The organism is Pseudarthrobacter sp. NamB4, from assembly GCF_005796185.1.
Classification (GTDB): domain Bacteria; phylum Actinomycetota; class Actinomycetes; order Actinomycetales; family Micrococcaceae; genus Arthrobacter.
Genome location: NZ_VAHM01000001.1, coordinates 16,002 through 36,642, shown reverse-complemented (window position 1 = coordinate 36,642; position 20,641 = coordinate 16,002). Strand labels below are relative to the sequence as shown.

General features: G+C 66.9%; 17 protein-coding genes. 4 read left to right on the top strand and 13 right to left on the bottom strand.

Annotated elements, in window-relative coordinates; all coding sequences use genetic code 11:
• Positions 1-162 precede the first annotated feature (162 nt).
• The 3 genes from FDW81_RS00145 to FDW81_RS00135 all read right to left on the bottom strand — a co-directional run bounded on the left by FDW81_RS00145 (position 163) and on the right by FDW81_RS00135 (position 5,929).
• On the bottom strand, positions 163-2,241 hold the full coding sequence (locus tag FDW81_RS00145; protein WP_138131901.1) for an acyltransferase family protein: 2,079 nt from the start codon (positions 2,239-2,241) through the stop codon (positions 163-165).
• Entirely contained in the window at positions 2,241-4,292 is a 2,052-nt protein-coding gene (locus tag FDW81_RS00140) for an acyltransferase family protein (protein ID WP_240719792.1), read from the bottom strand. Before FDW81_RS00140 ends, FDW81_RS00145 begins: the two co-directional genes overlap by 1 nt.
• A gap of 113 nt (positions 4,293-4,405) precedes the next feature.
• On the bottom strand, positions 4,406-5,929 hold the full coding sequence (locus FDW81_RS00135; RefSeq protein ID WP_138131899.1) for an ATP-dependent DNA ligase: 1,524 nt from the start codon (positions 5,927-5,929) through the stop codon (positions 4,406-4,408).
• A 62-nt stretch (positions 5,930-5,991) separates the two neighbouring features.
• Between FDW81_RS00135 and FDW81_RS00130 the strand changes: the two genes are divergently transcribed.
• Complete coding sequence (locus FDW81_RS00130) at positions 5,992-6,594, top strand: dihydrofolate reductase family protein (RefSeq protein WP_138131897.1); 603 nt, start codon at positions 5,992-5,994, stop codon at positions 6,592-6,594.
• A gap of 80 nt (positions 6,595-6,674) precedes the next feature.
• On the opposite strand, the gene groL is transcribed toward FDW81_RS00130, so the two are convergent.
• Entirely contained in the window at positions 6,675-8,285 is a 1,611-nt protein-coding gene (groL, locus tag FDW81_RS00125) for a chaperonin GroEL (RefSeq protein ID WP_138131895.1), read from the bottom strand.
• 77 nt (positions 8,286-8,362) lie between these two features.
• Positions 8,363-8,656, bottom strand: a complete 294-nt coding sequence (gene groES, locus FDW81_RS00120; protein WP_003805290.1) for a co-chaperone GroES — start codon at positions 8,654-8,656, stop codon at positions 8,363-8,365.
• A gap of 225 nt (positions 8,657-8,881) precedes the next feature.
• Here groES and FDW81_RS00115 point away from each other — a divergent pair, with 225 nt between their 5' ends.
• Both FDW81_RS00115 and FDW81_RS00105 read left to right on the top strand, forming a co-directional pair.
• Positions 8,882-9,796, top strand: coding sequence for a DMT family transporter (locus FDW81_RS00115; protein WP_138131893.1), 915 nt, complete (start codon positions 8,882-8,884; stop codon positions 9,794-9,796).
• Positions 9,797-10,168: 372 nt separating this feature from the next.
• Complete coding sequence (locus FDW81_RS00105) at positions 10,169-11,407, top strand: class I SAM-dependent methyltransferase (protein ID WP_138131891.1); 1,239 nt, start codon at positions 10,169-10,171, stop codon at positions 11,405-11,407.
• 26 nt (positions 11,408-11,433) lie between these two features.
• Here FDW81_RS00105 and FDW81_RS00100 read toward each other — a convergent pair whose 3' ends face one another.
• Together FDW81_RS00100 and FDW81_RS00095 are read right to left on the bottom strand one after the other, a co-directional pair.
• Complete coding sequence (locus FDW81_RS00100) at positions 11,434-12,252, bottom strand: shikimate 5-dehydrogenase (protein ID WP_255467046.1); 819 nt, start codon at positions 12,250-12,252, stop codon at positions 11,434-11,436.
• Between the two features lie 25 nt (positions 12,253-12,277).
• On the bottom strand, positions 12,278-13,711 hold the full coding sequence (locus FDW81_RS00095) for a glycoside hydrolase family 3 N-terminal domain-containing protein (RefSeq protein ID WP_138131889.1): 1,434 nt from the start codon (positions 13,709-13,711) through the stop codon (positions 12,278-12,280).
• Between the two features lie 378 nt (positions 13,712-14,089).
• On the opposite strand from FDW81_RS00095, the gene FDW81_RS00085 reads away from it, so the two are divergent.
• Positions 14,090-15,241: a glutamate--cysteine ligase gene (locus tag FDW81_RS00085; protein ID WP_138131887.1), complete on the top strand. Its 1,152-nt coding sequence runs from the start codon at positions 14,090-14,092 to the stop codon at positions 15,239-15,241.
• Positions 15,242-15,347: 106 nt separating this feature from the next.
• Here the strand turns inward: FDW81_RS00085 and tsaD are convergent, their stop codons facing one another.
• From tsaD to FDW81_RS00055, 6 genes are all read right to left on the bottom strand, one after another.
• Positions 15,348-16,460, bottom strand: a complete 1,113-nt coding sequence (tsaD, locus tag FDW81_RS00080; RefSeq protein WP_138131885.1) for a tRNA (adenosine(37)-N6)-threonylcarbamoyltransferase complex transferase subunit TsaD — start codon at positions 16,458-16,460, stop codon at positions 15,348-15,350.
• Positions 16,457-16,936: a ribosomal protein S18-alanine N-acetyltransferase gene (gene rimI, locus FDW81_RS00075; protein ID WP_138131883.1), complete on the bottom strand. Its 480-nt coding sequence runs from the start codon at positions 16,934-16,936 to the stop codon at positions 16,457-16,459. Before rimI ends, tsaD begins: the two co-directional genes overlap by 4 nt.
• Before the next feature lie 44 nt (positions 16,937-16,980).
• A complete protein-coding gene (tsaB, locus tag FDW81_RS00070; protein WP_138131881.1) occupies positions 16,981-17,652 on the bottom strand; it encodes a tRNA (adenosine(37)-N6)-threonylcarbamoyltransferase complex dimerization subunit type 1 TsaB in 672 nt (223 codons plus the stop codon).
• Positions 17,652-18,248 carry a tRNA (adenosine(37)-N6)-threonylcarbamoyltransferase complex ATPase subunit type 1 TsaE gene (gene tsaE, locus FDW81_RS00065; RefSeq protein WP_171027059.1) on the bottom strand — a complete coding sequence of 199 codons (597 nt, stop codon included), beginning with the start codon at positions 18,246-18,248 and terminating at the stop codon, positions 17,652-17,654. The genes tsaB and tsaE overlap by 1 nt, the downstream gene beginning before the upstream one ends.
• Complete coding sequence (gene alr, locus FDW81_RS00060) at positions 18,245-19,462, bottom strand: alanine racemase (RefSeq protein ID WP_138131879.1); 1,218 nt, start codon at positions 19,460-19,462, stop codon at positions 18,245-18,247. The genes tsaE and alr overlap by 4 nt, the downstream gene beginning before the upstream one ends.
• A gap of 72 nt (positions 19,463-19,534) precedes the next feature.
• Positions 19,535-20,626 carry a carbohydrate kinase family protein gene (locus tag FDW81_RS00055; protein WP_138131877.1) on the bottom strand — a complete coding sequence of 364 codons (1,092 nt, stop codon included), beginning with the start codon at positions 20,624-20,626 and terminating at the stop codon, positions 19,535-19,537.
• Positions 20,627-20,641: the final 15 nt, after the last annotated feature.

Below are 20,641 nucleotides of genomic sequence, written 5' to 3'. Positions count from 1 at the left end.
AGATGGTGCAGGACAACCGCTGAAGGCGGCGGCCCAGGGGCAGGAAAGTGTTGAGTAAATATTAGAACCTCTGCGCCGATCCCCCTATTCCACGCGTGCAATGTGAGGAACCGCACCTCCCTGCGTGGGCCCTCCGCCCGCTCCCTCTCGCGTGGGCCCTGCCTACCTCCAGCCGGTGGCTGCCAGGAGTCGCTGCTCAAACATGGGGATCATGGTCTCCACATAAGTGCGGGTGAGGTGGTTGTCATCCTTGTACACGTAGACGTTCCCCACCACAGCTGGGCAAACGCCGCGTGCGCAGATGAAGTCGCTCAGATCCATCAGGTGCAGCCCGGGCAGCTTCCCCCGGTAGCTTTCCAGCGGTGAGGGATCCGCCAGGGACTCGGCCAGGGATGGATTGCATTCAGGTGCATGGGGGCCGTTCCGCTGCACGCACTCAGGCATGTTGAAGGTGAAGCGGGGGTTGTCCCTAATCCCGACAATCTCGATGCCCGCCTCCGCGAACGGCCGGACGCCCTCCAGGTAGCCCGGGATCCCAGTCTCGAACGGCGCTTCCTCATGCGTCAGGGATGCCACCGTGAACACAGCGTCGGGGCGGTGTTCCAGGACGTAGGCTGCGCTGGCCTGGTTGTAGGCGTTGCACTCGGCGTTCCTTGTTTCGGAGGCGGCACCGAAACGGCAGGCCGGCATCAGCAGCGTCACCAGTTCCCAGCCCCGTGCGGCGGCGATCGGCGCCAGCGCGCCGAGGTACTGCTGAGAGTGGGAGTCCCCCAGCACCACGATCCGCTTGGTCACTTCGCCTTCGGGAACCTCCTGCCGGCATCCCTGAAGAATGGGATCGCTGGTGGCATTGTCACCGGTGCAGGGGGCGTAGATGCCGGCCCAGTCGTTGTCCAGCGCGGACGGCCCGGGGATGATTTTGGCGCCGGCCACCGGCACCGGGGCGTTCTCCGGGTGCAAGGCAGCGGCCCCTGGCGTAAGCTCCCGGGGCTGGGCCGCCGTCGCGCTTTCCTCCGCGGTGAGGGTGGTTTGCCAAACAGCCACGGGGCCGGCAAGGACGGCACCACAGGCAGCAATCACGACGGCGGTGCGCCAGGCCCGGCGCTGTGGCCAGTGCCAGTCGCGCAACGGCTTTTCCACGAAGCGCGTGGTGAGGACCGCGAGCACGATGGACGCGCCCACAATCCCCATGCCCTCGGCAAGGTTTGGCGCCTCCGCCCCGGTGGCGGCGAGCGCGAGCACCAGGATGGGCCAGTGCCAGAGGTAGAGGGCGTAGGAATTGTCTCCCAGCGCCACCAGCGGCCTGCTGCTGAGGAACCTGTCCACGCCGAAGGGGCTGCCCGTTTGGCCCGCGATGATGATGCCGGCAGCAGCCAGGGTCGGCCAGAGAGCCACGTAGCCGGGGAAGGACCGGTCCACCGTCAGCAGCAGGCCGCAGGACACCATGGCCGCCAGCCCGAGCCAGCCGAGCACCACCCGCAGCGCCTGGCCGGGCTTGACATACGGAAGGGCGAGGGCAAGCAGTGACCCCAGCGCGAATTCCCAGAGCCTGGTCCGGGTGTCGAAGTAGGCGTAGGCCTGGTTGGTGGCTGTCTGCTCGACGGAGTAGGCGAGCGATACGGCGAACACTGCCCCGAACACCAGGGCAAGCAGCCCGCGATAGTTTGAGCGGGCACCACCGGGAAGGCGGCGGAGCAACGCCAGGAGGCCGGCGCTGCCTGCAAAGATGAGCGGCCACAGGATGAACACCTGCCCCTGGATGGACAGGGACCAAAAGTGCTGCAGTGGGCTGGCACCGGCATGGTCCTGGGCGTAATAGTCGACGGCCGTGTCCGCCAGCAGCCAGTTCTGGACGTAGAGCAGGGATGCCCAGGCCTGGTCCAGCACCTGGGGCCAGCGGTTTTGCGGCAGGATCAGCCAGGTGCCTGCAAGGATGCCGAGGATCACCACGACGGCGGCGGGCAGCAGCCGCTTGAAGAGGTGCAGCCAGTGGGCCAGGAGTCCAAAAGGCCGTCCTGCCTCGGCTTTCCGGACAAAGGAAAGCGTCAGCAGGAACGCGGAGACCAGCAGGAATATATCCACGCCACCAGAAACCCGGCCCAGCCATACGTGGTAGGCCACCACCATCAGCACGGCGAGCGCACGGAGCCCCTGGACCTCGGGCCGGAAGGCTTCCTTGCGGCTCTTTGCGGCGGCCTTGGGCAGTTTTGCGGGCTTGCTGCCGTCCGTCGTCCCGGACATCAGACCTGCCAACCTGTGCTGGCCAGAAACTCCTGCTCAAAGAATGGGGCAAGCGTCATCATGTAGGACCGCGTGACGTGGTTGTTGTCTTTATAGACGATCACGTTGCCGATGGTGGCGGGGCAGAAATCATCTGTGCAGAAGTACCGGGTGAGGTCCATGAAGCGGGTATTTGGAAGCCGGTCGGCTGCCGCGTTTGTTGGGGAGACAGGGCTGAAACTTGCCGCGCGGCTGCTGCCGCAGACTTCCTGCGCCTGCGGGTTCTGCGCCAGGCAATCCGGCGTGTGGGCCGGCATGCGGGGGGTGTCCCGGATCCCCACCACCGGGATACCGGCCTCGTTGAGCCGCTGAACCTCACGGATCCAGCCCTCATCCAGCCGTTCGGGCATCGCCGGATCACCGAAGGTCCGGGTGCTGGTTGTCAGCACAAGGTCGGGTTTCATCTCCAGCACCCGGGCCATGCCCTCCTCGTTGAACTTCAGGCAGTCCTCGTCCACGCCGGGCCCCGGTTCGTCAGTCAACGGGCAGAAGCCTTTCGTGATGGACGTAACCTCCCACTGGTACTTCCCAGCCATGGCAAGAACAGCTGTATTCAGGACAAAGGCATGGGAGCTGCCCATCATCACGATCTTCTTGGCTCCATCAGTGACGGCGTTGGTGCAAACGCTGGCGTTTTGGCCCACGTCCTCGCAGGGTTCGGGAAACTCGGGCCATTCGGTGGCTATCACCTCCGGTGTGGGGACCAGCTCCGCCCGCCCATCCGGCTTGAAGTTGAAGTTGTTGCTGGCTGTTCGGGCCCCGGGATAGCGGGGGTCGTCCAGCCCGATGGCGGAGATGGAGCTGGACTGGATGATGTGGTGCCGCCAAAGAGCTAGGGGTGCCGCCGCAACGGCGACCACCAAGCTGATCGCGATTACTGCCCGGCGCCGCCTGGCCTCCGGCCATCTCCATTCACGCCACGGGGCCTCGATGAAGCGCGTGGTGAGATGGGCAAGGACCAGGGACGCCAGGATGATCACTGATCCTGACAGCCACCCTGCATGCTCCTTGCCGCTCCAGGCCAGCCCAAGCACCAGGAGGGGCCAGTGCCACAGATACAGCGCATAGGACATCCCGCCCAGCTTCACCAGTGGCTTGGAGCTGAGGAACCTGTCCACCCCGGCTCCGCTTTGGGTCTGGCCAGCGGCGATGATCATGGCAGCGGCGAGAGTTGGCCAAAGTGCGGCGATCCCGGGAAAGGCTGCCTGCACGTTCAGCAGGATCCCGCAGCTGAGCATTGCAATGAGGCCCACCCAGCCCAGGATGACGCGGGTCGGACGGGATAGGCGGAGACCGGGAAGAATAAGGGCCACCAGCGTGCCGAGTGCGAACTCCCAGAGCCGTGCTCCGGTGTCGAAATATGCCTGCACCTGGTTGGAGGCAGTGAAGTAAATCGAATAGCCAAGCGAGCCCAGGAAGAGTGCGAAGAAGACGTAGGCGAGCAGGGGCCGGTAGGAAAGCCTGTAGCGCTGCGCCGCCCACGCGGCAAGCGCGAAGATGAGCGGCCAGAGGATGAACACCTGCCCCTGGATGGAGAGGGACCAGAAATGTTGCAGCGGGCTGGCGAGGCTGTGGTCGTTGGCGTAATAGTCCACCGCCTGTTCCTGCAGCAGCCGGTTCTGTGAGTAGGACAGGGACGCCCAGCCCTGCTGGATGAGGTCCAGCCAGCGGGTTCGCGGAAGGAACAGGTATGAAGCTGCCAGGGTTGCCACGATGACCGTTACGGCTGCCGGCAGCAGCCGCCGGAAAAGATGCAGCCAATGCTTCAGCAGGTCCACGCGCTCCCGTCGCTCATGCCGCCCGGTGAACTGCAGGGTCATCAGGAACGCGGAGACCAGGAGGAAAACATCGACCCCTCCCGAGACGCGCCCGAACCAGACATGGTACGAGACCACCATCAGGACAGCCAGGGAACGAAGGCCCTGGATTTCGGGGCGGTAGGCGGATCTGCGGTGCGGCTGCCGGCGTCCGGCAGCGGTCGCCGGCGCTTCAGCGGTCCTTGTTACTGACACAAATTACCCTTCAGAGCCCTTGACAAACCATCAAGTTTAGCCGATACGGCTGGCCCTCCCGGATTTGGCGGTATCCGCCGGGATCCGGCTGTCCCGCGAATTGCTGCCCTCGGCTAGGCGCGCAGCAGCCCGCGCAAGGTCTGGATCGTGTCAGCCTCGGCCGCCGTCTTGTCGTCACGGTAGCGCTTCACGCGTGCGAAGCGCAGGGCGATTCCGCCGGGGTACCGCGGGGATTGCTGGACGCCATCAATGGCAATTTCGACGACGGTGACGGGCTCCAGCCAGACGGTTCCCGCCGTGCGCCGCACCTCTATCTCCTGGAACCGCCGGGTTTGCCATTGCAGGAGCGCATCGGTGAGGCCTTTGAAGGTCTTGCCCACCATCACATAGGCGCCGGGTTCGCCGAACTCGCCGGTGGGGTCGAGGGCTCCGAGGTGAAGGTTGGACAGCAGCCCCGTCCGTCGTCCTGATCCCCATTCGCAGGCCAGCACCACCAGGTCGTAGGTGAGCACCGGCTTCACCTTCATCCAGTTGGAGCCCCGCCGGCCGGCCGCGTAGGGGGAATCAACAGCTTTGATTACCACGCCCTCGTGTCCGGCGGCGAGCGCATCGCGGGAGACCCGCTCGGCAGCGGCCGCATCCGCAGTGATCGCCCCCGGGATCCTGTACTCGGGGGCGATGCGCTCGAGCACGCCGATGCGCGTTGCCAGGGGCTCGTCCAGGAGGTCTTTCCCGTCAAGGTGCAGCAGGTCGAAAAACCATGGATGCAGCAGGGTGGTACGCGCCGCTTCCGCACCGAACCGCGCCATGGTTTCCTGGAAGGGCCGCGGACCGCCCTCCTCGTCGAGGGCGAGGGTCTCGCCGTCGAGGATGACATCCCGCACCGGGAGTCCGCGAACCACCTCCACCACCTCGGGCAGGCGGTGCGTCACCTCGGCAAGGGTGCGGGTGAAGATGCGCACGTCGTCTCCACTGCGATGCACCTGGATGCGGGCGCCGTCGAGCTTGTATTCCACTGATGCCTTCCCCGTAACCTCCATCGCTTCGGTGACGCTGGCGGTGGTTGAGGCGAGCATCGGCTGCACGGGACGGCCGACGACGAGCCCCACCACGCCTAGTTCTTCCGGCGTGCCCGTGATCGCCAGCAGGGCGGTCTGACCGAGATCGCCGGAGAGCATTGCCGCCCTGCGGACGGCCTCGGCAGGGCGGCCGGCGGCGCGGGCGACGGCGTCGGTCAGGACCCCCTCAAGCGCCCCGGTCCGCAGTTCACCGAGCAGCACACCTGCGATGAAACGCTGCTCGCGTTCAGTGGCGGCGGACGTGAGCGTCCGGAGTGTCATGGCGCGTTCCGCGGCCGATCCCGAGCCCGTAGTGGCGAGCAGCCGGTCCAGGGCGGCGTCGAGGTCGGCGACAGTAAGAGTGGCATCGGCCGCCGCCTCCCCCATGGCCGCTGTCATGCCCCGCCAGCCGACCCCCACCCGACCCTGCCGCGGTTTAGCGGTCAGCAGGCCGACCGCAGTCGCTATCTCCGCAGGCTCCAGCCGGCGGAGCAGGCCTGCCAGTGCCTCGACCTTCGCGACCCGGGAGCGGGTGGACGCAACGGCATCCGTGGTCCTCACGAGCTCGTCGAGCAGCATGGCACCAGTCTGCCACGCGTCCACCTATGGACAGCGGCGGACGCCGGTTTCAGAATGGGCGCGTGGGAATCATCGTCGCCAACCTGTTCCTTACGCTCGACGGCGTCTACCAGGCTCCCGGTGGCCGGGAGGAGGACCGCGAGGGCGGCTTTGCCTTTGGCGGCTGGCAGCTGCCGGTGTCCGATGAGGAGGCGGAGGCGGCCATCGAAGCGGAGATCGGCCGGATCGACGCCCTGCTCCTGGGCCGCAAAACCTATGACATATTTGCGGCCTACTGGCCCCAGCAGTCCGGTGAAATCGCCGACACCCTCAACCGCGTGCCGAAGTTCGTCGTCTCCCACAGGCTTGCTGATCCCGCCTGGGCCGGCACAGGAGTGCTCCCTGATGCAGCTGCTGCGGGCAGGCTCCGCGAGGAATACGGCCAGGTGCACATGTTCGGCAGCGGCGTCCTCCTCCGCTCGCTTCTCGCGGCAGGCGTGCTCGACCGCCTCCACCTCTGGCTTTATCCGGTCACGCTCGGAGAGGGAAAACGGCTCTTTGATACCGGGACCATCCCCGCTGCTTTCCGGCTCGCCGAGCCCGCGCGGAGCTTCCCTAAAGGTGCTGTCTCCTTGGTGTACGAGCGCGCCGGTGGCGTGGAAACACAGGATATGCCGGGCACGTAGCCGGTGAACCAGCCTTGGACGCAAAAACCGGCCCAGCGGATGCTGGACCGGTTTTCAGCCACGTTTCCCTGGGAGACGCGTCAGTGGCTGTGGCCTGCGTGCTCGTCTTCCTCGGCAGGCTTCTCGGCAACAAGGGTCTCGGTGGTGAGAACCAGGGCAGCGATGGAGGCCGCGTTGCGGAGGGCTGCGCGGGTGACCTTGACGGGGTCGATCACGCCGGCGGCGATCAGGTCCTCGTACTCGCCCGACTTGGCGTTGAAGCCGTTGTTGGTGTCGAGCTCGGCGACCTTGGAGGTGATGACGTAGCCGTCGAAACCGGCGTTCTGGGCAATCCAGCGCAGCGGCTGGACCAGCGCGCGGCGGACGATGCCCACAGCAGCGGCGGCGTCGCCTTCCAGTGCCTTGACGGCCGGGTCCTCATCCAGTGCCTTCAGGGCGTGGATCAGTGCAGAACCGCCACCGGCCACGATGCCTTCTTCGAGGGCAGCGCGGGTGGAGGACACGGCGTCCTCGATGCGGTGCTTCTTTTCCTTGAGCTCAACCTCGGTGGCAGCGCCGACCTTGATGACGCCGATGCCGCCGGCCAGCTTGGCCAGGCGCTCCTGGAGCTTTTCACGGTCCCAGTCGGAGTCGGTGCGGGTGAGCTCGGCGCGCAGCTGCGCAACGCGTGCTGCCACGTCCTCTTCGGTACCGGCGCCGTCAACGATGGTGGTGTTGTCCTTGGTGACCGTGATGCGGCGGGCAGTGCCCAGCACCTCAAGGCCGACGGTGTCCAGGCTCAGGCCCAGTTCGGGAGAGACAACCTGCGCACCGGTGAGGGTGGCGATGTCCTGCAGCATGGCCTTGCGGCGGTCGCCGAAGCCCGGAGCCTTGACGGCAACAACGTTCAGGGTGCCGCGGATGCGGTTGACGATCAGCGTGGACAGTGCCTCGCCGTCGATGTCCTCAGCGATGATGAACAGCGGCTTGGAAGCCTGCAGCGCCTTCTCCAGCAGCGGCAGGAATTCCTGCAGCGAGGAGATCTTGCCCTGGTTGATCAGGATGAGGGCGTCCTCCAGGACGGCTTCCTGGCGGTCGGCATCCGTGATGAAGTACGGGGACAGGTAGCCCTTGTCGAACTGCATGCCCTCGGTGAGGACCAGTTCAGTCTGCGTGGTGGAGGACTCTTCGATGGTGATGACGCCATCCTTGCCCACCTTGCCGAACGCCTCGGCGAGCAGTTCGCCCACCTCATCGCTCTGGGCGGAGATGGAAGCAACGCTGGCAACCTGGGTGCCTTCAACGGGACGGGCGTTCTCCAGCAGCCGGGCGGCCACGGCTTCAACGGAAACCTCAATGCCCCGCTTGATCTGGCCGGGGGCAGCGCCGGCTGCCACGTTGCGCAGGCCTTCCTTGACCAGTGCCTGGGCCAGGACCGTTGCGGTGGTGGTTCCGTCGCCGGCGACATCGTTGGTCTTGGTGGCCACTTCCTTGGCCAGCTGTGCGCCAAGGTTCTCGTACGGGTCGTCCAGCTCGACTTCGCGGGCGATGGTGACGCCGTCGTTCGTGATGGTGGGAGCGCCCCACTTCTTGTCCAGGACGACGTTGCGGCCGCGGGGGCCGAGCGTCACCTTGACGGTGTTGGCGAGCTTATCAATGCCGGCTTCAAGAGACCGGCGGGCAGCGTCATTAAACGCAAGCTGCTTTGCCATGGTTTTGTCCTTTCAAGACAGAACCCCGCGCCGCTGAGCAGCAGAATGCATGACCAGCGGCGCGGGGATCCGGAGAGTTACTTTACGACGATCGCCAGCACGTCGCGGGCGGACAGCACGAGGTACTCGGTGCCGCCGGTCTTGACTTCGGTTCCGCCGTACTTGGAGTAGATCACGACGTCGCCAACTGCTACGTCGACCGGTACGCGGTTGCCGTCTTCGAAGCGGCCGGGGCCTACTGCAACAACTTCGCCTTCCTGGGGCTTCTCCTGCGCGGAGTCCGGGATCACCAGGCCGGAAGCCGTGGTCTGCTCGGCTTCGAGCGGGCGGACAACAATACGATCCTCAAGAGGCTTAATAGAGACCGACACTCGGACCTCTCCTTTTCGTCAGAAAATTCGTGGACTGGAAAGCTTTCGGCCCTGGCTGGCAAACCGTCGTCGCGGTGCCGGCAGCAGCCTGGCTGGCAGCTCTTCATGTATTAGCACCCTCCTAGGGAGAGTGCTAATGAAGACTCTATGTAAGGGTTAGCACTCGGTCAAGGTGAGTGCCAGCGTTTCGTCATCAGCGGACGTCTCCGCGTGTAGATTTGACGGGTGCGAGCCGCCGTCTACCTCATCCTTGCCAACCTCTTCTGGGCCGGAAACTTCGTGGTGGGCCAGGCCGCCATGAAAACCATGGAGCCGCTCCAGCTGACGTTTTGGCGCTGGGCGCTGGCTGCTGTGCCATTGCTGGTGCTGGCCGGGGCCGTGGAAAAGCCGGACTGGCGCGCAGTCCTCGGCAGGTGGCCCGTCCTGCTCCTGCTGAGCCTGCTGGGCATGAGCGGCTACACCCTCTTGCTGTACAGCGCACTGCAGCACACTTCGGCCCTGAACGCCTCGCTGGTGACGGCCGCGAACCCTGCTCTGATCATGGTCCTGGCCGTGGTGCTGCTAAGGGACCGTCCGCGGCCGGTTAGCTGGGCCGGCGTCGGGCTGGGCCTGGCCGGCGTCCTACTGGTCCTGACCGGCGGCGACCTGCAGCGGCTCCTGACCTTTTCGATCGACAGCGGCGAGCTGCTGATCCTCGGAGCCATCACCGTCTGGGGCCTCTATACGATCATCGCGCGGAGGCTGAGCGTCCCGGCGATCACGTCCACGGCCGTCCAAGTGGCCATGGCTGCCGTGGTCCTCGCTCCCATCGCCGCAGCCACCGGTGCCGGTCTGCCGTCCACGCCCGCCGAAGGATGGTCACTGGCCTTCATTGCCCTGTTCCCGTCACTGGGGTCCTACCTGCTGTGGAACCTGGCGCTGAAGCGCACCAGCGCAGCCAATGCCGGTAATTACCTGAACCTGATTGCGGTGTTCACCGCCATCATCACGGTGCTGATGGGCCAGCCCATCACGCTGGCGCAGGTGCTGGGCGGGGCCCTGGTGATATCGGGCGTCCTGCTGACCAGCGCGGGCCAGCGGCCTCAGCGTCCCGGATCGTCGAAGCCGACGTCCTCGCCGTCGGAGTCGCGGCTCCCCTGATCCCGTCTGCGGAAGAGCAGCACCGCCGCGGCAGCTGCCGTCAATAACGACGCGACAAGGAAGACGATGCTCCCCGTCCGTGCCCCGCTGTACAGACCCCGGATGTCCTGCGCCTCCTGAGTGTCGTCCTGGGTGTCACTGCCCCCACCGAATAAACGGTGGCATCAAACGTGTCCCGGAAGTAGATGATCACCAGGAGCGCAAGGCACACCACCGCCACGACGGAACTGACAACAGTGCAGGCCTGGCGAACCTTGCCGCTCCCCGGTCCCTGGGTTGGTGCTCAGGGGACGGCTGCGGACCTGCACTGTGGTTCATGCTTTCAACACCATCGGCATCCCTGCCAGCCGCTGCTCCACTAGGCTGGAACCCATGGCTCAAGCTCCCCAGGACCAGATTGCACCACTGCTCACCCCTGAAGGCTGGGAGCTGCTGGCATCCCTGGAGCCGTACCGGGAGGAGAAGTCCTTCGAGCTGAACTCGGCGCTCCGCAAGGCCGGGCACTCCCCCGAACTTGTCTCCGCCGTCCTGACCCAGTCCCGGCTGCGAACCAGGGCCGCGGCGAAGTTCGGCGAGTTCGCCCGCCAGATGCTGTTCACCCAGGCCGGGCTGGAACAGGCCACCCGGCTCAACGTCGCCGCCCGCCATGCCCAGCGGTTCGCCGAAGCCGGGATCCGCCACGTGGCAGACCTGGGCTGCGGACTGGCAGCCGACTCCCTGGCGCTGGCGTCCATGGACATCACTGTCACGGCTGTGGAGATGGATGAGACCACCGCCGCGTGCGCGACGGTGAATCTGATCCCCTTCCCCAACGCCACTGTGGTGCACGCCGACGCCACCTCCGTCCCGCTGGATGGGATCGACGGCGTATGGCTGGATCCGGCCCGCCGCGTCACCTCCACCTCGGGCACCAAGCGCATCTGGGACCCCGAGGCGTTCTCACCGCCGTTGTCCTTCGCCGAGGCTCTTGCCGCCTCCGGCAAGGCGGTCGGCGTCAAGATGGGCCCTGCCATGCCGCACGACTCCGTGCCTGCGGACTGTGAAGCCCAGTGGGTGTCCGTGGCCGGGGATGTCACCGAAGTGGCACTGTGGTTCAATGCCGTGCGCCGGCCCGGAATCCGGCGGTCGGCACTGGTGCTCGGCTCCCAGGGTGCGGCGGAACTGACCAGTGGAGAGGAGTTCGGGGCAGGCCCGGCCGCCCCGACAGGACCCGTCGAGGGCTACCTGTACGAGCCGGACGGCGCCGTCATCCGTGCCGGGCTGGTGGCCGACGTCGCACTGCAGCTGGGCGGGCACCTGGTGGATGAACACATCGCCTACATCTGTGCACCGACCTTGGTGGATACACCTTACGCACGGGCCTACAAGGTGCTGGACGTGATGCCCTACAACGTCAAAGCGCTCAAAGCCTGGGTGAAGGAGAACGGCATCGGCGTGCTGGACATCAAGAAACGCGGTACCGCAGTCACCCCTGAGGAGCTCCGCAAGCAGCTCCTCAGCGGCCGGAACTCCGGCAGGACCGCTGGCAGGAAGGCCGCGAAAACAGCCACCCTGGTCCTGACCCGCATCGGGGAGGACCGGGTGGCCATCGTGGTGGAGCCGGTGGGATAGGGCACACTCCGGCGGCGTAGGGCGCGCTACTGTGCGCGCATGAACTCCTCGGCGGCACGCACCTGCTCCGGGCCGGGCCGCACGCCGGTGTAGAGCACGAACTGCTCCAGCGCCTGGATGGTGGCAACCTCCGCTCCGGTAATCACCGGTTTCCCCGCGGCCCGCGCCGCCCGGATAAGCGGAGTCTCAGCGGGCAGGGCAACCACGTCGAACACCACCTGCGCTGTGTTGATGGTCGCCTCGGGGAACGAGAGGCTGTCGGCCTCAGCTCCCCCTGCCATGCCGATCGGTGTGACGTTGATGATCAGGTCCGCGGTCCCGCCCTCGAGCGCTTTCCGCCACTGGAACCCGTACTGGTCCGCGAGCGCCCGCCCGGTGGCCTCGTTCCTGGCAAGGACGGTCACGTCGGAGAAGCCGGCATCGCGAAGCGCGGCTACGGTGGCCTTGGCCATGCCGCCTGCCCCTTGGACCAGGACCGAGTAGCTGGTGGGTACCTGGTACGAGGCCAGGAGCTGCTCAATGGCGGTGTAGTCGGTGTTGTACGCCTTCAGGTGCCCGTCCGTATTCACGATGGTGTTCACGGAGTCGATCGCCTTGGCCGAGGGGTCCATCTCGTCCACCAGCGCGATCACGTCCTCCTTGTAGGGCATGGAGATGGCGCAGCCACGGATTCCCAGCCCGCGCACACCGGCAATGGCCTGTTCCAGGTTGGTGGGGGCGAATGCCTTGTAGATCCAGTTGAGGTTCAGCTGCTCGTAGAGGTGGTTGTGGAACCTGGTCCCGTTGTTGCTGGGCCGGGCCGAGAGCGAGATGCAGAGGGTCATGTCTTTATTGAGAATGGGCACCAGACCATTAAACGCGTTCCCGGGCTCAGGGGCAGCCGGTCCCCGCGGGGAAGCTTCCGACGGCGGCGGGCAGCTTCCCCCGTGCCGCCGCCTTCCCGGCGAGGACGGCTGCGAGGGCGTCGAAGGCTCCGTCGCTGCGGCCATAAAGTGCCACCTTGACCGGCGCGGTTGATTCCTGCAGCGGCCAGGGAGCATCAAGCGCGACGGCGATGTCCCCGCCCGCGCCCCGCCCGCCGTAGCCGATCAGGCTGACCACCGGTCCCGAACCCAGGGACAGGCCGGCCCGGGCTGCCGCGGCCTCGAACCGTGCCCTGTCCGCCGGCTTGCCGCCAGCCACCTGCACGGCTCCGGGAACCATGGGACCGCCGCAGGGACCGGAAAGCACGGTAACGGCCGACGCTGAAACGCGCGCCGAGAGGGCGGCGCTGCTGCCCGGAGGTGCACCGGCTTTCGGGGCTGTCCGGGCGTTCCAGACCATCATGGTGGCAACGCGCCGGGCTGCTTCGTCCAGCCGCTCAGGCGGCAGTCCGCCGGTGGCCACCGCGTGCACTATCGCTGCATGCGCCTGGCCAACGTCGGCCGGCATAAGGAGGAGGTCGGCCCCGGCGGCAAGGGCCATCACTGCCGCGGTTCCGCCGGGATACTGTTTGGTCACGGCGCCCATGTTCAGGGCATCGGTCACGGCCACGCCTTTGAAACCCAGGCCCCGCAGCGCGGTATACGTCGGGGCGGAGAGCGACGCCGGGACGCCGGGTTCCAGCGCGGGTACGGCAATGTGCCCGGTCATCACCATGGGCAAACCGGCAGTTGCTGCAGCCTGGAAGGGCTTCCAGTCCCGCGCGCTGAGTTCGGCCACGGTAGCTGTTTGAGTGGGAAGGCTGAGGTGTGAATCAACTGTCATCGAGCCGTGCCCTGGGAAGTGCTTGACGGCCGGCAGAACGCCCGCGGTGAGCATTCCCTCCGAGAATGCGACGCCAAGGGCTGCGGCAGCGCCGGGATCAGAGGAGAGGGACCTGGCACCGATGGTGACATCCTTTGGCCCGATGGTGACGTCGGTATCCGGTGCGAAATCCAGGTTGAACCCCAGCGGCACAAGTTCGGCCGCCAGGCCCTGCCCGGCTTCCCTGGCCAGGGGTCCGCTTCCGGCAGCACCGTAGCTCATGGGCGTCGGCCACTCCGTCAGCGGCGGCCCGAGCCTGGCTACCTGGCCGCCTTCCTGGTCCACTGCGATGATCCCCGGCCAGGGCCTGCCGTTGGCGGCTGCTGCCTGTGCCAGCCGATGGTTGATGGCGGCCATGCCCTGGACGTCCATCCTGCCCTGGGCATCCAGGGGCACGTTGTCGCCCATGATGATGGACCCGGCCAAGTGCAGCCGCTCAATGGCGTCCGCCTGGGCTTCCACCGCCATGCCCTTGAAGAACGGAAGAAGGACCTGCCCGGCCTTCTCCTCGGCGGTCATCGCCGCCACTGCCGCGGACGCCGCATCCTGGTCCCGCTGCTGCGGACCCCAGCCCAGGGGCCGGCTACCCGGATCAGGCGAGGGGGACGCGGTGGCGTGGGACGGCGTCGTACGCAGTGTTGGCGTAGGCGACGCCGAAGCGGAAGGGGACGACGGCGACGGCGTCGGGCCGGGCGCAGCGGTGCAGGAGGCAAGGGCTACTGCGGAGGCTGCCGCAAGGAGGGGGAAGGGTTTGTGAAGACTGTCACGCAGGTGTTGGAACAAGGCCATCACTACGATGCTACCCCTGCACTAGACTTGAACCACCCGTTCGCCTGCCGGCAGCAGCCTTGTCAGTGACGGCGTGAGCCAGGGGCAAACAGGACAGTTAGGAAATGCGTGAAGATCGACTTCGCTTCATCCAGCCAGTCAACCCTTGGTGTTGAATGGGAACTGGCCCTGGTGGACGGCAGGACAGGCGAACTCGCCTCCGTAGCCAACGAAGTGCTCCGCGGCGTGGCCTCCCGCCACCCGGAACTGAACGAAAACGACGAGCATCCGCACATCAAGCAGGAACTGCTGCTGAACACCGTGGAACTGGTGACCGGCATCTGCGGGACTGCCGCCGAAGCCAAGGAGGACCTCAGCCGTTCCCTGGCCGCCGTCCGCGAGATCACCGACCCTATGGGGGTGGAACTGTTCTGCGCCGGCAGCCACCCCTTCAGCCCGCCGCAGCTGCAGCCGGTCACGGACAAGGCCCGCTACGCCAAGCTGATCGACCGCACCCAGTGGTGGGGCCGCCAGATGGTCATCTACGGCGTGCACGTCCATGTGGGGCTCGACCGCCGGGACAAGGCGCTTCCCGTCCTGGACGGCCTGGTCAACTACTTCCCGCACTTCCAGGCGCTCTCCGCGTCCAGCCCGTTCTGGGGCGGTGAGGACACCGGCTACGCTTCCCAGCGCGCCCTGATGTTCCAGCAGCTCCCCACCGCGGGACTGCCCTTCCAGTTCCGTTCCTGGGAGGAGTACGAGTCCTACGTCCAGGACATGTTCACCACGGGAGTGATCGACACCCTTTCGGAAATCCGCTGGGACATCCGGCCGGTTCCCAACCTGGGCACCATCGAGATGCGCATCTGCGACGGCCTGGCCACCCTGGAGGAAGTGGGGGCAATTGCGGCCCTCACCCAATGTTTGGTGGACGAGTTCTCCACCATCCTGGACAACGGAGGCACCATCCCCACCATGCCGCCGTGGCATGTGCAGGAGAACAAGTGGCGCGCCGCCCGCTACGGCATGGACGCGATCATCATCCTCGACGCCTCCGGTAAGGAGCAGCTGGTCACCGAGCACCTGCTGGAGACCCTGAACCGGCTGGAGCCGGTGGCAAAGAAGCTCGGCTGCCCGGACGAGCTTGCCGACGTCGAAAAGATCATCCGCCGCGGTGCAGGCTACCAGCGCCAGCGCAGGGTGGCCGCCGAGCACGGCGGAGACCTCCAGGCAGTAGTGCTGGACCTGGTCAAGCAGATGCGGAACGGCCCCACCGCCTGACTCCCCTGCCGAAACGGGGCACTTCGACACAGACACGCCGGCCGCCGTCGTGATTTCCGACGGCGGCGCCCCCAAAGTGCCCCGCACCGGTCGGCTGGCCCTGCCGTCAGGCGGGGAGGGACACCGAGGTGACCGGCATGGACGAGTCCGGCGCGAACCGGATCCCGCTGGGTTCCACTCCTGCCATCACCAGCTGCGCCCCCAAAGCGGCCACCATGGCACCGTTGTCCGTGCACAGGTTCAGCGGCGGCACATGCAGCCTGATCCCTGCCGATGCGCAGCGCTGGCTGGTGAGCTCCCGGAGGCGTGAGTTCGCCGCCACGCCCCCGCCCAGCAGCACGTCCTTGATGCCGTGCTCCCGGCAGGCCAGCACAGCCTTGGACGAGATGATGTCCACCACGGCTTCCTGGAATGCGGCAGCGATATCCGCCACGGGAATCTCCTCGCCGCGGGCTTCGAACTGCTCAACGCACCGGGCCACCGCCGTCTTGAGACCGCTGAAGGACCAGTCGTACCGGTGTTTGCCCGGCTCTTCGGTGGTGCCCATGTACTTGGGTTGGCTCAGGCCGCGGGGGAAGCGGATGGACTTCGGATTGCCGGTCCGTGCCACCTTATCGATGGCAGGCCCGCCCGGGTAGCCGAGGCCCAGGATGCGGGCCACCTTGTCGTAGGCCTCGCCCGCGGCGTCATCGATGGTGGACCCCAGGAGCACCACGTCGTCGGTGATGCTGTTGATCTTGAGAATTTCCGTGTGGCCGCCGGACACCAGCAGGGCGCCGAGATTTTCGGGCAGCTGCGGAGCTGTACCGTTCTGCCGGCTGCCGCCAGCATTGTCCTGCCCGTCCAGCAGCCCCACGCCCACGTGGGCCACCAGGTGGTTGATGGCATAAAGGGGCTTGCCGGTGGCCACGGCCAGCGCCTTTGCCGCGCACACCCCAACCATCAGGGCGCCCGCCAGGCCTGGACCGGAGGTGACGGCGATGGCGTCCACTTCGTCCAAGGTCACACCGGCATCGGCCAGGGCCTGCTCCAGGGTGGGCACGAAGGCATCGAGATGCGCCCGCGAGGCGATCTCCGGGATCACGCCGCCGAAGCGGACGTGCTCGTCCATTGAGGAAGAGACGGTGTTGGTCAGCAGTGTGGTTCCCCGGACGATGCCAACGCCGGTCTCGTCGCAGGACGACTCGATGCCCAGCACCAGTGGCTGCGAACGGTTCATGGCTGGCCTGCTTCCTTCGTTGTCCCGGCGTCCGCTTGTTTACCTGTCGGGCCGTTTAGCTGCAGGCGCATGATCAGCGCGTCCACGCCGTCGCGGTAATACCGGGGGCGGACGTGGATCTGTTCGAAGCCGAAGCGCCGGTACAGCTGCTGCGCCCGCGGGTTGTCGGCACGGACCTCCAGCAGGACGTCCGCCGCCCGACGGCGCCGGGCTTCCTCGATAAGGCTGGTCAGCAGCCAGGTGCCGATGCCGCGGCCCTCATATTCAGGTACGACGGCGATCGTCTGGACGTCCGCGATGGGCTCGATGCACATGAGGCCCGCGTAACCCACGATGCCGTCGCTGCCCTGGGCCACGAGGTAGCGCCGGGTCTCGGGCTGGGACAGCTCGTCGAAGAACATCTGCAGGGGCCAGGCGTCCACCGGAAAGAGCCGCTGCTCCAGTGCGCTCACGGCAGGCACATCATCAATTGTCATGTCCCGGACGGTGATCCCGGGTGCCTGACGGCCAGGAACGGCGTTCACAGCGCCCTCTTCCGCGGCCCGGGAACCTGTGCATCGGATTCCCGGAGGTACAGGGGAGTTGAGTCGAGGAGCCCGTTGCCCGCAGCGAGCCGGGCCAGTGCGAACTGCCCCAGGAACAGGGCGTCCGGTTGTTCCTGCGCAAACTCCGGATGGCAGTCCAGGGCACCAGCATAGAGTCCGGCACCGGCACCGAAGGCGGGCAGGTCCGGCAGGTCCGCAGCGAAGCTGACGTGCGGACCGTCTTCCAGGCGGGGAAGCCGGCCATCCTCAAGGGTGTACCGCGCCCAATAGACCTCTTTGCGCCGCGCATCCGTGACCACCAGGAACTCCGGCACGGCGGCGGTGGACTCGGCCACCTCCAGGGCGACGGCGTCCAGGCTCACCAGCCCGTGCAGGGGTTTGCCCCAGACAAACGCAAGCGTTCGGGCCGTGGCGATTCCCGACCGCAATCCGGTGAAAGGCCCAGGCCCCACGCCCACCACCAGCGCGTCAATATCCTCCCCGGTGACGTCGGCGGAGGCGAGCATCTCCTCGATTCCCGGGGCAAGCACCTCTGCATGGCTGCGGGTGTCCTCGGTGGAGAAGCTGGCCACCACTCCTTCGGGCACGTCGTCGGAAACCAGGGCTGCGCTGGCAACGGCGGAGGTGTCAATGGCAAGGATCAGCATCAGCGGACCCCTTCCACGGCGGCACCAAGTTCCGGCGCCTCCGGCCAGCGCGGGCCATAGCCGCGCATGACGATCGTGCGGGGCTCGTCCGCGTCCTCGGTATCGAAGTCAAGCTCCGCAGAAGGCTTGTGGCCGCCGGGTCCAAAGGCACCCAGCCCAAGGGCACGGTGCAGGTCGATCTCCAGCCTGCTCTCGCTGAGGTGTTCCACCCGGTCCTGGCCCCACTCCACGACGGTGACGGAAGAGTCCATGGTGTTTTCAAGGTCAATGTCGTCAATTTCGGCGGCGGATTCCAGCCGGTAAGCGTCCACATGGACCAGGTCGGGGCCACCGGGCCGGGGCCCCCCGGGCAGGTTGGGGTGGATTCGGACCAGGACGAACGTGGGGGAAATGATGCCCTCCCGGACGCCCAGCCCCTCCCCGAGCCCCTGGGTGAACGTGGTCTTGCCGGCACCCAGCTCGCCGCTGAGCACCAGCAGGTCCCCGGCCTCCAGCACCGCCGCCAGACGGACGGCGAGCGCATGGGTCTGCTCCGCCGTCGTCGCCGTGAAAGTCTTTTCCCAGTTAGGCAGTGCCAAGCCGCCGTTGGTGCTCATGCCCCACCCTCCTGGCCGGCCGCATCGCCCCGGTCCTCTTCGTTGATGAAGGAGCGCGGCACCCGCGGGCTGATGCGGGTGACGATCTCGTAGTTGATGGTTCCGGCGGCGCGGGCCCAGTCATCGGCAGTGGGGCCGCCGCCGGCGCCGTCGCCGAAAAGCTCCGCCTCGGCACCGAGCAGGCCGCCGCCGCGGCCGACATCGCCCAGGTCAATGACCATCTGGTCCATGGCAATCCGCCCCACTACCGGGTAGGTCCTGCCTGCAACCCGGACCGGGCCGCCGGTGGCGACGCGCGGGATCCCGTCTGCGTAGCCCACCGGAATCAGGCCCAGCGTGCTGCGGCCGCTGGTGTGGTACCGGAGGCCGTAGGAAACGCCCTGCCCCTCCGGCACTTCCTTGCACTGCGACACCACCGTCTTCAACGTCATGGCCGGGCGGAGTCCAAGCTCGGCGGAAGTCTGCCCCTGGAAAGGCGACAATCCGTAGATGCCCAGGCCTACGCGGACCAGGTCGAAGTGGGTGTCGGGCCGGGACAGCGTGGCGGGAGTGTTGGCCAGGTGCCGGACCTCCGGGTCCACGCCGGCGTCTTCCGCAACGGCCAGTACTTCACGGAAGGTGGCCAACTGCTGGTCCGTTTCCGGGCGTTCGGGTTCGTCCGCAACAGCAAGGTGGGAGAAGATTCCCACCACGCGCAGCAAGCCCTGGTCCTGGTACTCCATCGCCTCGCCCACCAGGCTGTCCCACCTGTCCAGGGCAACCCCGTTCCGTCCCAGCCCGGTGTCCACCTTCAGGTGGATCCGGGCAGGGCGCTCCTGTTCGCGGGCTGCTGCAACAATGCGGTCCAGCTCCCAGCCGGAGCAACCGATGTCGACGCCGGCGGCCACGGCAGCGCCGAAGTTGCTTTCCGTGGTGTGCAGCCAGGCGAGCAGCGGGGCGTCGATGCCGGCAGCACGCAGTGCCAGTGCCTCGGAAATATGGGCAACCCCCAGCCACGAGGCCCCAGCCTCCAGGGCTGCCCGCGCCACGGGAACGGCCCCGTGCCCGTATGCATCGGCCTTCACTACCGCCATGACTTTCGCCGGAGAGGCGGCGGCGGCGAGGCGGCGGACGTTGTGCCGGATGGCGTCCAGGTCGATCACGGCCGAGCGTTCGGAACGGGGGCCGTGTCCCGGGACAGCACTTATTTCGCCGGTTGTTGCGGGGTAAGTCACCCTAGTGATTCTAGTGCTGGGGCTTCCGGCCGAATAATCAGGGCGGAAGGGCGCAGCACGGCGGTGAGCCGGTCAGGCGTCGGACAGGTGCGCAATGGTGGCGGAAGCCCTGCGCTGGGCTCCGAGCGGGACGTCCTGGATGATGTCCGCCAGGAAGCCGAAGCGCCGCAGCCACTGGCTCATCTGCCGCTCCGGCCGGGCATTGGCCCGCCGCCACCAGTCGGCAATGTCCCCCCAGCCGGGGGCAGCCAGCGATCCGCCCACCTCCTGGACCGCCAGTGAGGCGCAAAGGTTCGCGAACCGCAGCCTGTCCCCCAGCGGCCAGCCGGCAAGGCTGCCAACAATGAACGCGGCGTCGAAGCAGTCCCCGGCCCCGGTGGGGTCGAACGCTTTGACGGGCAGCGACGGCACCCACTCCTCCTCTCCCGTTTCGGAGTCCACCGCCATGGCCCCCTGTGGGCCCAGGGTTACAACCGCCACCGGAACGCGGTCCGCAAGCGCGTACAGGGCAGTCCACGGATCATCCTTTCCGGTGAACGCCATGGCCTCGCGCTGGTTGGGCAGGAACGCGTGGAAGTACTGCAGGTTGTCCAGCCGCACCGGCGCCCATTCGCCGCTCGGGTCCCAGCCGACGTCGCCAAAGAGCTTCACGCCGGCCTGGTGGGCGGCTTTGGCCCAGGGCTCAATTTCCGTGCCCACTTCCGCGATTCCGGCGAGCGCCGGCGGAGGATCGCCGATGAGCTGCGAGGAGGTGATCGGGGCGGCATCGCCGTGGGTCACCAGCGACCGGTCCTTCTCGACGCAGAGGGAAACAGTCACCGGTGAATGCCAGCCCGGAATCCGCCGTGACAGGGTGAGGTCAACATGCTCCTGGCCGGACAGAATCTTCCAGTTAAAGTCCCCGTAGCCGTCGTCACCGAAGGCGGCGGCCAGTCCCGTCCGCAGCCCCAGCCGTGCCGCGGCGATGGCCTGGTTGGCAACCCCGCCGGGGCAGCTTCCCATGCCGTCGCTCCAGATTTCGGTGCCCGGTTCCGGTGCGTGGGGCAGGCCGGTAAAGATGATGTCCTGGAAAACGGTACCGGCCAGCAGGAGGTCAAACCCGGGTGTGGAAGGCGGGCGGACCGCAGCCAGGGGGTCGAACGGGCGGGCTGGGATCGCGTCCATGTCCGCACAATACGC

Excerpts from the sequence above, each read along its gene's own strand:
- FDW81_RS00135 (WP_138131899.1), bottom strand. The coding sequence starts at position 5,929 with ATGCTGCTCGACGAGCTCGTGAGGACCACGGATGCCGTTGCGTCCACC.
- tsaD (WP_138131885.1), bottom strand. The coding sequence starts at position 16,460 with ATGAACCGTTCGCAGCCACTGGTGCTGGGCATCGAGTCGTCCTGCGAC.
- tsaE (WP_171027059.1), bottom strand. The coding sequence starts at position 18,248 with ATGAGCACCAACGGCGGCTTGGCACTGCCTAACTGGGAAAAGACTTTC.
- groL (WP_138131895.1), bottom strand. The coding sequence starts at position 8,285 with ATGGCAAAGCAGCTTGCGTTTAATGACGCTGCCCGCCGGTCTCTTGAA.
- tsaB (WP_138131881.1), bottom strand. The coding sequence starts at position 17,652 with ATGCTGATCCTTGCCATTGACACCTCCGCCGTTGCCAGCGCAGCCCTG.
- FDW81_RS00105 (WP_138131891.1), top strand. The coding sequence starts at position 10,169 with ATGGCTCAAGCTCCCCAGGACCAGATTGCACCACTGCTCACCCCTGAA.
- FDW81_RS00095 (WP_138131889.1), bottom strand. The coding sequence starts at position 13,711 with ATGACCGCCGAGGAGAAGGCCGGGCAGGTCCTTCTTCCGTTCTTCAAG.
- FDW81_RS00145 (WP_138131901.1), bottom strand. The coding sequence starts at position 2,241 with ATGTCCGGGACGACGGACGGCAGCAAGCCCGCAAAACTGCCCAAGGCC.
- rimI (WP_138131883.1), bottom strand. The coding sequence starts at position 16,936 with ATGACAATTGATGATGTGCCTGCCGTGAGCGCACTGGAGCAGCGGCTC.
- FDW81_RS00055 (WP_138131877.1), bottom strand. The coding sequence starts at position 20,626 with ATGGACGCGATCCCAGCCCGCCCGTTCGACCCCCTGGCTGCGGTCCGC.